This is a genomic window from Pseudomonas sp. RA_15y_Pfl1_P11 (assembly GCF_963970975.1).
In the GTDB taxonomy this organism is placed as follows: Bacteria; Pseudomonadota; Gammaproteobacteria; order Pseudomonadales; family Pseudomonadaceae; genus Aquipseudomonas; species Aquipseudomonas tritici.
Genome location: NZ_CAXAOY010000005.1, coordinates 119,546 through 133,013, shown reverse-complemented (window position 1 = coordinate 133,013; position 13,468 = coordinate 119,546). Strand labels below are relative to the sequence as shown.

Below are 13,468 nucleotides of genomic sequence, written 5' to 3'. Positions count from 1 at the left end.
TAATCGTGAACTTGGCCGTTAGGTCAGGTTCAAGGCGAGGGTATTAATCTAGTTAGTTAGCTTGCTAGTTATTCTGGTGCTGAAACACTACAGCAATAAAAAAGCCGCTCCTTTGTTCACAAGGGAGCGGCTTTCTGTTTTAAGGCAGAAGCCTTAAGTCATCGTTGCAATCAAAAAGTCAATTACAAGATGTTCAGCGGGTAGTTCGCGATCAGACGCAGTTCGTCGATGGACGAAGAACCGTAGTAAACGCCATCAGACGAACGATAGGTCGCTTGGCGTACACGCAGGCTCAGGTCTTTGGCTGGGCCGCTCTGGATCACGTACTTGGCTTCGATGTCGCGTTCCCACTCTTTACCGTTCGAGGTGGTGGCGGTGTTGGCGCCGCTACCGGTCACGTAACGAGTCATGAAGCTCAGGCCAGGAATGCCAAAGGTTGCCATGTTGATGTCATAACGAGCCTGGTAGGACTTCTCGCCTTCGGCGTTGAAGTCGGAACGGGCGACGGAGTTGGCCAGGAACACTGTGCCGCCGCCGTCTACGCCATAGCCGTAGTCGCCGTCACCGGTAACTTTCTGGGCTGCCAGGGTGAAGGTATGTGCACCAACGGTGTAGGCACCCTGCAAGCTGAACGCGCGGTTGTCGAGCTTCGTGCGTGCTGCCAAAGGCAGGGCACTGTCTTTGGCTGCACGTTGCAGGCCTTCACCTTCGCTCTTGGTGTCGTAGATGTTGAAGTCCAAGGCAAACGACTGATCGTTGCTCAGCGCGTGGGTCCAGTTCAGGTTGCTGTAGTACTTACGGAAGTAATCTTCGGTTTTCGCGTAGTACAGGCTACCGGTGAACTCTGGGGTGAAGGAGTACACACCACCGACAAAGTCGGTTTTGGTCAGGCCCAGGCTGTCATGGTAAGTCTGGTTCTGCGCAACGCTGGAAGTGAAGTGACCGCCTTCCAGCTTCAGGCCCTTGATCTCGCTGCTGGTGATCGAGATACCTTGTGGCAGCTCTGGCAGCAAGCGGCTGTCGTCAGAGGCGAACACAGGCGCTGTGGTGTATTGGTCACCGATTTTCAGGACCGTATCAGAGATACGGAACTTAATGGCGGCACCGCCTTTGGAGTAATCGTCTTGCGAGCGACCGTCGGAACCGGTTGGGAACAGGCCGGTACCAGTGCGACCCTTGCCGCTGTCAAGCTTGACGCCCAGCAAGCCAATCACGTCAACACCGACACCGATGGTGCCTTGGGTGAAGCCCGACTGGTACAGGGCGTTGAAGCCAAGACCGGACTCTTCGGCACGGCTCTGAGAGTTCGGGCCCGACGGGTTGTTACGGAAGTCGCGACTGAAGTACAGAGCGCGAGTATTAATGCTGAAAGTGCTGTCTTCAACAAAGCCTTTGGAATCGCTTTGGGCGGACGCCATTGCGAACTGCGTAGTGCCTGCTGAAACAGCCAGGGCGATCATGCTCCACTTCATCACGCGCATCGTGATTTGCTCCTTTGGTTTTAGGAAGAGTACTGCCGTCCCACCTGTATTTTTGTCTGGGCGGCTCTTTCTTTTTGTGTCGGCGCAAAGTTATATCACGCTGACAATGTTGGCGATACTTGCCCCACTTTCCTTTCAGCTTCTTTACGAGCGACGAGCGGGTCGTAAATTGCTAGATCCATGTCGCAATTTCACAGCCTCACTGTAACGAGACTGACAACTTCAATGCTGTGTCCATACCGTTAAAAGCGCGTAGAAAACGTGATTTTAAAGTTTGAAATCTTCCCTGGTGCACACTGAACCGCTGTTGTTTTCATCGCGAAACACCTGGATCCCTTCAGGTGCCGTTGCCGACGATAGGGGGATGAATGCAACAAGCGCGCCCAAACCGAAAATTGAATGTCATTTTTTCGTGAAAAACGTTACAGCTTCGTGAAAACCGCACAAACACGGGGTTTTTACGCCGATTGGTTAGGCCGTGATGCCCATGCTCTTTGGCTGTTCGCGAGTGCATAAATCCTTAACCTTGCAAAAACGTTACCCGTTCACCCCATTCGGTGGGTAGACGGAGGCTCGCTTTGAGGCATGAGTGGGTCATTTTGGTGCAATAACCCTCATGGCTCGGTTTGCAGTGATGGCTCAATGCCTTTGCGTGTTGAGGCCTCTGTACCGAGGGTCTCGTCGCAATGGTTCGACCAGCATCTGGCCAATCGCTGAAGTAGTGGTCATTGAGCGTAGTCGAAAAATTCGACTGTCTCGAAATGGTGCGCCTCTTTTTACCATGCGTTGCAAATGCGCATATGGCGCGGCGTGAAGCAGTACCGATTCGCAGGTATGCTATCGGCCTTGAACCTGTCCTGCCGAACGGAGTGCCTGCGGTGTTCGCTTTAGATCAACGCCTTCAACAAGACACGCTGGTCATTGGGGATTTCCCCCTCTGTCGCCTGCTGCTGTCCAATGACTCGAACTACCCTTGGTTCATCCTGGTGCCGCGTATCAACGGTATCAGCGAAATGTTTCAACTGGATGTCACCGACCAGCAGCGCTTATGGCAAGAAACCACCGCCTTGGCGCAATTGCTGAATGAAGGCCTTGCGGCTGACAAGATGAATATCGGCGCACTGGGCAACGTAGTCAGTCAGTTGCACGTGCACGTGATCGTGCGCAAACGCGACGACGCCGCTTGGCCGGCGCCGGTGTGGGGCAGGCATCCGGCCCAGCCTTACACCGATGAGCAAGTGACAGCCATCCGCGCTCGTCTGCGTGAGCTGCTGCCTGCCGATTTCATCTTTACCCAGGGCTGAATTATGGATTTGCAAGACCGCGTTACCGACCTGGAAAGCCGGCTGGCCTTCCAGGATGACACGATCGAGACCCTTAACGACATTCTGGTCACGCAGCAGCGTGCGGTCGAGCGCCTGCAGTTGCAGATGACCGCGCTGCTCAAGCGCCAGGAAGAGATGGGCGGCCAATTCGAGACATCGGAAGAAGAAGCACCGCCGCCTCACTATTAATAGCCGCGCATAAAAAAACCGCGATCCAGCAATGCTGGCTCGCGGTTTTTTTTGCTTCGAAGGCGCGTATCAGCGACGCGGCAGTGCAGCGATCACGTCTTCGGCTTGCAGGCCTTTGTCGCGATTCATGACGGAGAATTCCACGCGCTGGCCTTCCACCAGGACGCGATGGCCTTCGCCGCGAATGGCCCGGAAGTGGACGAAGATATCGTCGCCCGAATCGCGGGAAATAAAGCCGAAGCCTTTGGACGTGTTGAACCACTTGACGGTACCGGTATCCCGATTGGTCATGTCGTAGGTTGGCGACGAGGCCGCAGGAGACGAACGGTAGAAGCTGATGGCCAAGTGAAGAACGATGGCGACCACAGCAATCACCAGGCTGAGCAGGATGGCCGGGTGGCCGCCGACTTCTGGCATGGGGGCCAGGAGGGTGAGGGTTTGTACGACAACGGTCAGCACCAGCAGCGCGCTGACCAGGTTTTGCAGTTGATGACGTGTGCCTTTGTTCCAGTAAGGGATCACGGGTGCCAGCGTCAGGTTAAGAAGGCCGAACAAGGCCAGGTACAGAGCGTCGTGTTGTTCCAGGTAGGGAGGGCTTCCCTGTTGCAAGCTCGGTATAAAGGACAGCAGCAAAGCTGCAACGCCCGTTAGCAGGTGGACGATTTTCAACATTTTGATTAACTCACGTTAAGACGGATCACGAGGAAGAGCTGACTGGCACGGTTCGCTTCTGAACAATGGGAGGCGTTGGGCACGTGCGCGGGTATCAGCCTATGTCGCTGCCGCAGAAAGTAACGGCGACGACACGCCGTCTATTTAACAGCAAAGGCTGTGGCTACTCAAATCAAGCATTTCGGGGTGTTGCAAGGAGGACGGCATTTCTGCGTCAAACGCTTGTCCTAGACACGTACAGGCCCTTCACACGGCTGGTAGAGATATTTCCCACATGGCTCGACGGCTGCGGCTGCGCCGTTTGGCAGGTTACACCGGGGCGAATTGCCGCTCCGGGCTGCGCATCACCGGCACTCTTGCTAGAGTGGTCCTGCACCTGATCAATAAATGCTTGTCAATTGAAGGGGATAAACATGGCAATCGATATCGGTATCAGTGAAGAAGATCGTAAATCCATCGTCGATGGGCTTTCACGACTGCTTTCCGATACCTACGTACTGTATCTGAAGACCCACAACTTCCATTGGAACGTCACGGGCCCCATGTTCCGTACGTTGCACCTGATGTTTGAAGAGCAGTACAACGAGTTGGCCCTGGCGGTGGACTCCATTGCCGAGCGTATCCGCGCCCTGGGTTTCCCGGCGCCGGGTGCGTATTCGATCTATGCCCGTCTTTCTTCTATCAAGGAAGAAGAGGGCGTACCCAGTGCCGAAGAGATGATCAAGCAACTGGTGGCCGGTCAGGAAGCCGTCACTCGCACAGCGCGCGGCATCTTCCCATTGCTCGACAAGGTCAGCGATGAGCCCACGGCCGACCTGTTGACCCAGCGTATGCAGGTTCACGAGAAAACCGCATGGATGCTGCGTTCGCTGCTCGAAAATCAGTAAACGCCGACCCTGAGTGGCGCCGTCCTGGCGCCGCTCGCTTGTTTCCGCGCATTTCCTGGCGTTGTCCTACGCCGATCAACTCCCACGTCTTCTGGCTGCCCGCTGCTCGCTGCTGTTTTATAGGGCCATTGCCCAAGGGGATATCCCGTGGGCTGCTGTTTGGCAATGGAGTGTCAGGTGTATGTCACGTGGAGTCGGTAATGGAGTGATGGAAACCGGTGGTTTTCATAAGATACAGGTCGACCCTTTTGCAAAAGGGTTCGATATGGGGCTGGCCAAGCCATTGTCCCGGTCGGTGAGGCTCAACGGGTTTTCCACTTGTCTGCGGCTGGAGCAGATCTATTGGAATATCCTCACGGAAATAGCCAGGATCAACGCCTGTTCAGTCAGTGCGTTGCTGTCTTACGTCGATCGGGAAGTGCACTTGCGTTATGGCGGTGTGAAGAACTTCAGTGGGTTGGTCAGGGTGGTGTGCGTGGTTCACGTCTTGAAAGGGCGTATTGAACCTTCATACTCACCGGGGTAGTCACCGGGCACCGGGGCCGGCCCATGTATGAGCTGAGGTGGGTAAGGCTCAGGACAGAAAGCCGGCTGCGCTGCCTCGATTTACCAGATATAATCACGCGCTTTGCTACGCATGCTGCGAACCCGCAGGGCAGGCGTGGCGCAGTAACGATCTGATCGCCGAGACATCTCCATGCCCATGTACGACTATCAATGCGCTTCCTGTGGTCATCAGTTGGAAGCCATTCAGAAGATAAGCGCCGCGCCGTTGGTCGATTGCCCTGCCTGCCAGGCTCCGGAGCTCAGGAAGATGTTGTCCATGCCGGGCTTCCGCTTGAGCGGCAGCGGCTGGTACGAGACCGACTTCAAGACCGGCTCGAAGAAGAACCTGGCCGGCGGCGACAAAGCAGACTGAGTTGAACTCTACGCGCAGGCTCCTGCATTATCCGTCCCTTGCTTTAATGTACGGTGACGAAGCGGGCCTCCACCGAATTTCGAATTACGAGAAGTGAAACCACTACCATGATGCGCAGCCACTATTGCGGCCAACTGAACGAGACCCTGGAAGGTCAGGAAATCACCCTTTGCGGATGGGTTCACCGTCGCCGCGACCACGGCGGGGTCATCTTCCTCGATATCCGTGATCGTGATGGTCTGGCCCAAGTGGTGTTCGACCCGGATCGCGCCGAGAGCTTCGCCGCCGCCGACCGCGTGCGCAGCGAATACGTTGTGAAGATCACCGGCAAGGTTCGCCTGCGTCCCGCTGGCGCTGTGAACAAGAACATGGCGTCCGGCGGCATCGAAGTGCTGGGCTACGAGCTGGAAGTGCTGAACGAGTCGGAAACCCCGCCGTTCCCACTCAACGAGTACTCCGACGTGGGCGAAGAAACCCGCCTGCGCTACCGCTTCCTGGACCTGCGTCGTCCGGAAATGGCCGAGAAGCTGCGCCTGCGTTCGCGCATGACCACCAGCATCCGCCGCTTCCTCGACGAAAACGGCTTCCTGGACGTTGAAACGCCGATCCTGACCCGGGCCACCCCGGAAGGCGCGCGTGACTACCTGGTGCCTAGCCGTACCCACGCCGGCAGCTTCTTCGCCTTGCCGCAATCGCCGCAGCTGTTCAAGCAACTGCTGATGGTGGCCGGCTTCGACCGTTACTACCAGATCGCCAAGTGCTTCCGTGACGAAGACCTGCGCGCCGACCGCCAGCCGGAATTCACCCAGATCGACATCGAGACCAGTTTCCTCGATGAAAAAGAGATCATGGACCTCACCGAGCAAATGATCCGCAACCTGTTCAAGGAAGTGCTGGACTTGGAGTTCGGCGAATTCCCGCACATGACCTTCGAAGAAGCCATGCGCCGCTACGGTTCCGATAAGCCAGACCTGCGTAACCCGCTGGAACTGGTGGACGTGGCCGACCAGCTCAAGGAGGTCGACTTCAAGGTGTTCAGCGGCCCGGCCAACGATCCTAAATGCCGCATCGCCGCCCTGCGCGTGCCTGGCGGCGCGAGCATGCCGCGCAAGCAGATCGACGATTACACCAAGTTCGTCGGCATCTACGGTGCCAAGGGCCTGGCATACATCAAGGTCAACGAGCGCGCCAATGGCGTTGAGGGTCTGCAATCGCCGATCGTCAAGAACATCCCGCTGGACAACCTGAACGCGATCCTCGATCGCGTCGGTGCGGTCGATGGCGACATCGTGTTCTTCGGCGCCGACAAATCCAAGATCGTCAGCGAAGCGCTGGGCGCACTGCGCATCAAGCTGGGCAACGACCTCGACCTGCTGACCTGCAAGTGGGCACCGATGTGGGTTGTTGACTTCCCGATGTTCGAAGAGAACGACGACGGCAGCTTCAGCGCCTTGCACCACCCGTTCACCGCGCCGAAGTGCACGCCGGCAGAGCTGGAAGCCAATCCGGCTGGCGCTCTGTCCCGTGCCTACGACATGGTGTTGAACGGTACTGAGCTGGGTGGCGGCTCCATCCGTATCCACCGCAAAGAGATGCAACAGTCGGTCTTCCGTCTGCTGGGTATCAATGAAGCGGAACAGGAAGAGAAATTCGGCTTCCTGCTCGACGCCCTGAAATACGGTGCACCGCCCCACGGTGGCCTGGCCTTCGGCCTGGACCGCCTGGTGATGCTGATGACCGGCGCCCAGTCGATCCGTGAAGTGATCGCCTTCCCGAAAACCCAGAGTGCTGCGGACGTCATGACCCAGGCTCCAGGTGTGGTGGATGCCAAGGCATTGCGCGAACTGCACATTCGTCTGCGTGAGACGCCGAAAGCTGAGTAAGGCCGCAGCGTGAAAGCGCACTGAGGTTTACGCAGTCTAAAAAGGCGCATCTTCGGATGCGCCTTTGCGTTACAAGGGCTGTGCTTTAAAGAGGGAAGTCCCACCTGGGGTGGGATTGTTAAGGTTTCTACAGAATTTCGGAGTTGTGTTATGGCTGGCCATTCCAAGTGGGCGAACATCAAGCACCGCAAAGAGCGTCAAGATGCCAAGAAAGGCAAGATCTTCACCAAGTGGATCCGCGAGCTGACCGTCGCTGCCCGCCAAGGCGGTGGTGACCCTGGCTCCAACCCGCGTCTGCGCCTGGCGCTGGACAAGGCCCTGGGTGCGAACATGAGCCGCGATATCATCGACCGCGCCGTGGCCCGTGGCGCCGGTGCCGCCGATACCGACGACATGGTCGAGCTGAGCTACGAAGGCTATGGCCCGGGCGGGGTGGCGGTGATGGTCGAGTGTATGACCGACAACCGCAACCGCACCGCAGCGGCTGTGCGCCATGCGTTCAGCAAGTGCGGCGGCAACCTCGGTACTGACGGTTCGGTGGCCTACTTGTTCGAGCGCAAGGGGCAGATTTCCTTTGCACCGGGTGTGGATGAAGATGCACTGATCGAAGCCGCGATGGAGGCGGATGCCGACGACGTGGTGACCAACGACGATGGCTCCATCGACGTGTTCACCTCGTTTGCCGGGTTCTATGCCGTGCGCAATGCGTTGGAAGCCGCTGGTTTCAAAGGCACTGACGCGGAAATCGTGATGCTGCCGACCACCAGCGCCGAGCTGGATCTGGACGGTGCGCAGAAAGTGCTGAAGATGCTGGACATGCTCGAAGACCTGGATGATGTGCAGAATGTGTATTCGAACGCCGATATCCCGGAAGAAGTTGCCGCACAGCTAGGCTGATGGGTGACGTAGATCAAAATGTGGGAGCGAGCAAGCCCGCTCCCACATTGGATCTCCTCTGTATCGAAAATTGTTTTACCCAACCTGCAGGCGCTATGACTTTAATCCTAGGTATCGACCCCGGTTCGCGCATCACCGGTTTTGGCGTGGTGCAACACACCCCGCGCGGCTGCATCTATGTCGCCTCGGGTTGCATCCGTACCGGCGCGGGCGAGTTGGCCGAGCGCCTGCAGATTGTCTATCGCGGCGTGCGTGAGGTGATCCAGACGTACGGGCCGGTGACCATGGGCATCGAGAAGGTGTTCATGGCAAAGAACGCCGACTCAGCCCTTAAGCTTGGCCAGGCCCGTGGCGCGGCCATCGTGGCCGGCGCGGAGGAGGGCATGGAGATTGCCGAGTACACCGCGACGCAGGTCAAGCAGGCCGTGGTCGGCACCGGTGGGGCCAACAAGGAACAGGTGCAGATGATGGTCATGCACATGCTCAAACTCACCGCCAAGCCGCAGATTGACGCCTCCGACGCCCTGGCCATCGCCATTTGCCATGCGCACACCCGATCCAGTCTCCTACCGCACGGCCTCGGTACGGCACGCAGTCGTGGCGGGCGCCTGCGTCTCTGATAGCATCAGCGCAATCGTTATTTCCGGTCAGGCCTTGATCTGACCCCAAGCTTTAAGGAACGAACCGTGATTGGACGCTTGCGCGGCACCCTGGCTGAGAAACAGCCGCCGCACCTGATTCTGGATGTAAATGGGTTGGGGTATGAGCTGGAAGTGCCCATGACCACCTTGTATCGCCTGCCGTCGGTCGGTGAGCCGATAACACTGCACACTCATTTGGTGGTGCGCGAAGACGCACAACTGCTCTATGGTTTCATTGGCAAGCGCGACCGTGACTTCTTCCGCGAGCTGATCCGCCTCAATGGTGTGGGGCCGAAACTGGCCCTGGCCTTGATGTCGAGCCTGGAAGTGGATGAACTGGTGCGAGCTGTTTCGGCCCAGGATACCTCTGCGTTGACCAAGGTGCCCGGCGTCGGCAAAAAGACCGCCGAGCGCCTGCTGGTGGAACTCAAGGACCGCTTCAAGGCCTGGGAAGTCGTGCCGAGCATGTTTGCGCTGGTGCCGAACCAGCCGGATATGCCGGCGGGGCAGGTCGCCAGCGCCGAAAGTGATGCGGTCAGTGCGCTGATCTCCCTGGGCTACAAGCCGCAGGAAGCCAGCAAGGCCGTATCGGCCATCAAGGACAAGAACCTGAGCAGTGAAGACATGATCCGCCGTGCCCTGAAGGGAATGATTTAAGTGATTGAAGCTGATCGTCTGATCGCGGCCACCGGCCCGCGCGACCGTGAAGAAATCCAGGACCGCGCCATCCGTCCACTGAGCCTGGCGGACTATATTGGCCAGCCTACCGTGCGCGAGCAGATGGAATTGTTTATCCAGGCCGCGCGCGGACGCAGTGAATCCCTGGATCACACGCTGATCTTCGGCCCGCCGGGTCTGGGCAAGACCACCCTGGCCAACATCATTGCCCAGGAAATGGGCGTGTCGATCAAGTCGACCTCCGGCCCGGTGCTGGAGCGTCCGGGCGACCTGGCAGCATTGCTGACCAACCTTGAGCCGCACGATGTGCTGTTTATCGACGAGATCCACCGACTCTCGCCGATTGTCGAGGAAGTGCTGTATCCCGCGATGGAAGACTTCCAGCTCGATATCATGATCGGCGAAGGCCCTGCGGCGCGCTCGATCAAGCTCGACCTGCCACCTTTCACGCTGGTCGGCGCCACCACCCGCGCCGGCATGTTGACCAACCCGCTGCGAGACCGTTTTGGCATTGTTCAACGTCTAGAGTTCTATAGCACCGCAGACTTGGCGACCATCGTCAGCCGTTCGGCAGGCATTCTTGGCTTGCCGCTTGACCCGGAAGGCGCGTTTGAAATCGCCCGTCGCGCCCGTGGTACGCCACGGATTGCCAACCGCTTGCTGCGTCGCGTGAGGGATTTTGCCGAAGTGCGGGCCAAGGGCCATATCACCAAGCCCGTGGCCGACCTGGCCTTGAACCTGCTGGATGTGGATGAACACGGCTTTGATCACCAGGATCGACGTCTACTCTTGACCATGATCGAGAAGTTCGACGGGGGGCCGGTGGGCGTCGACAGCCTGGCGGCGGCGATCAGCGAGGAGCGCCATACCATTGAGGATGTGCTGGAGCCGTACCTGATCCAACAGGGTTATATCATGCGCACTCCGAGGGGCCGCGTCGTGACGCGCCATGCCTACCTGCACTTCGGATTAAACATTCCGTCACGATTGGGTGAGATGCCCGTGGTAGACGAATTCCTCGATGCAGTGGACGATTAAAAGCTTCACGAAAGTCGATTTATTCGATGTTTGTGCTGTCCTAGTGGCTGGCGTCGTCTTTCAGTCACTGGATATGTTTCAGAGAATGAAAAAACAGTTGCCTGGCCGGATTGGCAACCTGAGGAGTAAGCACTAGAGTATGCGCGCGCAAAACGGGGATCAGTCGTTCGCTCATCGCTGTCGCGTTTATTACGAGGACACCGATGCGGGCGGCATCGTGTATTACGTCAATTACCTCAAGTTCATGGAGCGGGCTCGAACCGAGCGGCTACGGGAGCTGGGCTTTGCCCAATCCCAGCTGGCAGGGGAGGACCTGTTATTCGTCGTGCATTCCAGCGAGGCGCGCTATCACGCGCCGGCGCGGCTGGACGATGAATTGCTGGTAAGCGCTGAAGTAATCGAATTGAACCGTGTCAGCCTGCGTTTCAAACAGCAGGTCAGGCGGGCAACGGATGCAACGCTGCTCTGTGAGGGGCAGTTCCTGGTGGCCTGTGTGCGCACCAATAGTTTGAAACCCCGGGCCATTCCCGAAGCTCTACGTGCGGCCTTTGCCGGCGTAAGCGGCGCGGGTAAACAATCAAAGCAGGAGATTTAGCGTGGAACCTACCGTCGTCGACCATTCCTCCATGTGGAGCCTGGTCAGTAATGCCAGTGTTGTGGTTCAACTGGTGATGCTGACCCTGGTAGCCGCATCGGTTACCTCTTGGGTCATGATTTTTCAGCGCAGCAACCTGCTGCGTGCCGGTCGACGTGCCCTGGAGAGCTTTGAAGAGCGCTTCTGGTCGGGTATCGATCTGTCCAAGCTTTACCGCCAGGCCGGTAGCAACCCGGACCCGGATTCGGGCGTCGAGCAGATCTTCCGCGCGGGCTTCAAGGAATTTTCCCGTCTGCGCCAGCAGCCAGGCGTGGACCCGGAAGCGGTCATGGAGGGTGTGGCCCGCGCCATGCGCGTCGCCATTTCCCGTGAAGAAGAGAAGCTTGAGCAGAGCTTGCCGTTCCTCGCCACCGTCGGTTCCGTGAGCCCATACATCGGCCTGTTCGGTACCGTGTGGGGGATCATGAACTCCTTCCGCGGCCTGGCCCAGGCCCAGCAAGCGACCCTGGCCACCGTTGCCCCGGGTATCGCTGAAGCCCTGGTCGCCACCGCGATCGGCCTGTTCGCTGCGATCCCGGCAGTAATCGCCTACAACCGTTTCGCCGCTACCAGCGAAACGTTGATTGGCCGTTACTACACCTTCGCCGATGAGTTCCAGGCGATCCTGCACCGTAAAGTGCACACCAGCGAAGAATAAGCAGGTAATTCCCAATGGCTTTAATCGCTCGAGCTCGCAAAAAGCGCAAGCCGGTCGCCGAGATGAACGTAGTGCCTTACATCGACGTGATGCTGGTGCTGCTGGTTATCTTCATGGTGACCGCGCCGATGCTCAACCAGGGCGTGAAGGTTGATCTGCCCAAGGTTTCCAGTGAAGCCTTGCCGCAAGACAACAACACTCAGGTCCTGACCATTTCGATCAAGGCTGACAAGACCTATTACTGGAACCTTGGCAGCGAAGTCGACACCCAGAAGCAGCAGGACAAGGCCCTCACCTTGCCAGCGATGACTGACGCTGTGACCAAGATCATTCGCTCCGGCAACGAAGGCGGCAAGCACACCCAGGTCTTCATTCGCGGTGACAAGTCGGTCGACTACGGCTCCGTCATGGGCGCCATGGGCGGGCTGCAGAAGGCCGGCGTCGGTAACGTTGGCTTGATTACCGAGGCGCCCTGATGCAGCAACAGCGAGAGCCGTCCGCCTCGGAAAGCTTCTTCTGGCCTAGCGTCTGGGCAATTGCCCTGCACGTCCTGGTGTTTGGCATGCTGTTCGTCAGCTTTGCCATGACCCCGGACCTGCCGCCAGCCAAGCCTATCGTGCAGGCGACCCTGTATCAGCTGAAATCGAAAAGTCAGGCCACCACCCAGACCAATCAGAAGATTGCGGGTGAGGCCCAGAAGTCGGCTGCGCGCCAGACTGAAGTCGAACAGATGGAACAGAAGAAGGTCGAGCAGGAAGCGGTGAAGGCTGCTGCGGAACAAAAGAAAGAAGAGGCGGCTCAAAAGGCCGAGGAATCGAAAAAGGCTGACGAAGCCAAGAAAGCTGACGAGGCGAAAAAGGCGGATGAAGCCAAGAAGTCCGAGAAAGCTGCCGAAGCTAAAAAGGCTGAAGAGAAACAATTGGCTGATATAGCCAAGAAGAAATCTGAAGAAGAAGCCAAGAAAGCTGCTGAAGAAGAGGCCAAGAAAAAGGCCGCTGAAGACGCCAAGAAGAAAATAGTCGAAGACGCGAAGAAAAAAGCCGCCGAAGACGCCAAGAAAAAAGCTGAAGCAGACCAGGCGAAGAAGAAAATCGCCGACGACGCGAAGAAGAAAGCTGCCGCCGACGCCACCAAGAAAAAGGCCCAGGAAGCAGCGCGTAAATCCGCCGAAGAGAAAAAGGCCCAGGCCTTGGCTGATTTGCTTTCCGACACGCCTCAGCGTCAGCAAGCCTTGGCCGATGAGCAAGGCGATGATGTCGCGGGCAGTTTCGACGACCTGATTCGGGCGCGGGCAGCAGAAGGCTGGACACGTCCACCTTCGGCGCGTAAAGGCATGACAGTAGTGCTGCAGATCGGCATGTTGCCGGACGGTACGGTGACTTCGGTCAGCGTGGCCAAGTCCAGTGGTGACGGTTCGTTCGACAGTTCGGCGGTTGCCGCGGTCAAGAATATTGGCCGGTTGACCGAGATGCAGGGAATGAAACCAAGCGACTTCGCTCCCTATCGATCATTCAAGATGACATTCACACCTGAGGATCTAGCCTTGTGAGAAACCTTCTTCGAGGA

16 protein-coding genes are annotated in these 13,468 nt (G+C 57.8%); 14 read left to right on the top strand and 2 right to left on the bottom strand.

The features are described from left to right. Nucleotides 1-182: 182 nt before the first annotated feature. Nucleotides 183-1,481, bottom strand: coding sequence for an OprD family porin (locus tag AACY44_RS08110; protein WP_339436030.1), 1,299 nt, complete (start codon nt 1,479-1,481; stop codon nt 183-185). 878 nt (nt 1,482-2,359) lie between these two features. On the opposite strand from AACY44_RS08110, the gene AACY44_RS08105 reads away from it, so the two are divergent. Further along, complete coding sequence (locus tag AACY44_RS08105; RefSeq protein WP_339436031.1) at nt 2,360-2,785, top strand: HIT domain-containing protein; 426 nt, start codon at nt 2,360-2,362, stop codon at nt 2,783-2,785. 3 nt (nt 2,786-2,788) lie between these two features. After that, nucleotides 2,789-2,995, top strand: coding sequence for a SlyX family protein (locus tag AACY44_RS08100; RefSeq protein WP_015885618.1), 207 nt, complete (start codon nt 2,789-2,791; stop codon nt 2,993-2,995). Nucleotides 2,996-3,064: 69 nt separating this feature from the next. Here AACY44_RS08100 and AACY44_RS08095 read toward each other — a convergent pair whose 3' ends face one another. Beyond that, complete coding sequence (locus tag AACY44_RS08095; protein ID WP_339417205.1) at nt 3,065-3,667, bottom strand: cold-shock protein; 603 nt, start codon at nt 3,665-3,667, stop codon at nt 3,065-3,067. Between the two features lie 413 nt (nt 3,668-4,080). On the opposite strand from AACY44_RS08095, the gene AACY44_RS08090 reads away from it, so the two are divergent. The 12 genes from AACY44_RS08090 (at nt 4,081) to tolA (ending at nt 13,451) form a co-directional block, all read left to right on the top strand. Further along, entirely contained in the window at nt 4,081-4,554 is a 474-nt protein-coding gene (locus AACY44_RS08090; RefSeq protein ID WP_003193874.1) for a Dps family protein, read from the top strand. A gap of 181 nt (nt 4,555-4,735) precedes the next feature. Then, nucleotides 4,736-5,080, top strand: a complete 345-nt coding sequence (locus AACY44_RS08085; protein WP_065889943.1) for a ribbon-helix-helix domain-containing protein — start codon at nt 4,736-4,738, stop codon at nt 5,078-5,080. Nucleotides 5,081-5,251: 171 nt separating this feature from the next. Further along, nucleotides 5,252-5,473 (top strand): FmdB family zinc ribbon protein, encoded by a 222-nt coding sequence (locus AACY44_RS08080; protein WP_339417204.1) that lies wholly within the window; start codon nt 5,252-5,254, stop codon nt 5,471-5,473. 107 nt (nt 5,474-5,580) lie between these two features. Next, nucleotides 5,581-7,356, top strand: a complete 1,776-nt coding sequence (aspS, locus tag AACY44_RS08075) for an aspartate--tRNA ligase (protein WP_339417202.1) — start codon at nt 5,581-5,583, stop codon at nt 7,354-7,356. Nucleotides 7,357-7,506: 150 nt separating this feature from the next. Then, nucleotides 7,507-8,253, top strand: coding sequence for a YebC/PmpR family DNA-binding transcriptional regulator (locus AACY44_RS08070; protein WP_339417200.1), 747 nt, complete (start codon nt 7,507-7,509; stop codon nt 8,251-8,253). A gap of 95 nt (nt 8,254-8,348) precedes the next feature. Further along, nucleotides 8,349-8,873: a crossover junction endodeoxyribonuclease RuvC gene (gene ruvC / locus AACY44_RS08065; RefSeq protein ID WP_339417198.1), complete on the top strand. Its 525-nt coding sequence runs from the start codon at nt 8,349-8,351 to the stop codon at nt 8,871-8,873. Nucleotides 8,874-8,939: 66 nt separating this feature from the next. Next, complete coding sequence (gene ruvA, locus AACY44_RS08060; RefSeq protein WP_003175802.1) at nt 8,940-9,551, top strand: Holliday junction branch migration protein RuvA; 612 nt, start codon at nt 8,940-8,942, stop codon at nt 9,549-9,551. Beyond that, nucleotides 9,552-10,610, top strand: coding sequence for a Holliday junction branch migration DNA helicase RuvB (ruvB, locus tag AACY44_RS08055; RefSeq protein WP_024077146.1), 1,059 nt, complete (start codon nt 9,552-9,554; stop codon nt 10,608-10,610). It begins immediately after the preceding gene. Nucleotides 10,611-10,749: 139 nt separating this feature from the next. Further along, nucleotides 10,750-11,205: a tol-pal system-associated acyl-CoA thioesterase gene (ybgC, locus tag AACY44_RS08050; protein WP_071484353.1), complete on the top strand. Its 456-nt coding sequence runs from the start codon at nt 10,750-10,752 to the stop codon at nt 11,203-11,205. Between the two features lies 1 nt (nt 11,206). Then, complete coding sequence (tolQ, locus tag AACY44_RS08045; protein WP_339417195.1) at nt 11,207-11,902, top strand: protein TolQ; 696 nt, start codon at nt 11,207-11,209, stop codon at nt 11,900-11,902. A gap of 23 nt (nt 11,903-11,925) precedes the next feature. Further along, a complete protein-coding gene (gene tolR / locus AACY44_RS08040; protein ID WP_161793227.1) occupies nt 11,926-12,378 on the top strand; it encodes a protein TolR in 453 nt (150 codons plus the stop codon). Further along, nucleotides 12,378-13,451 (top strand): cell envelope integrity protein TolA, encoded by a 1,074-nt coding sequence (gene tolA / locus AACY44_RS08035; RefSeq protein ID WP_339417194.1) that lies wholly within the window; start codon nt 12,378-12,380, stop codon nt 13,449-13,451. The genes tolR and tolA overlap by 1 nt, the downstream gene beginning before the upstream one ends. Nucleotides 13,452-13,468 lie beyond the last annotated feature (17 nt).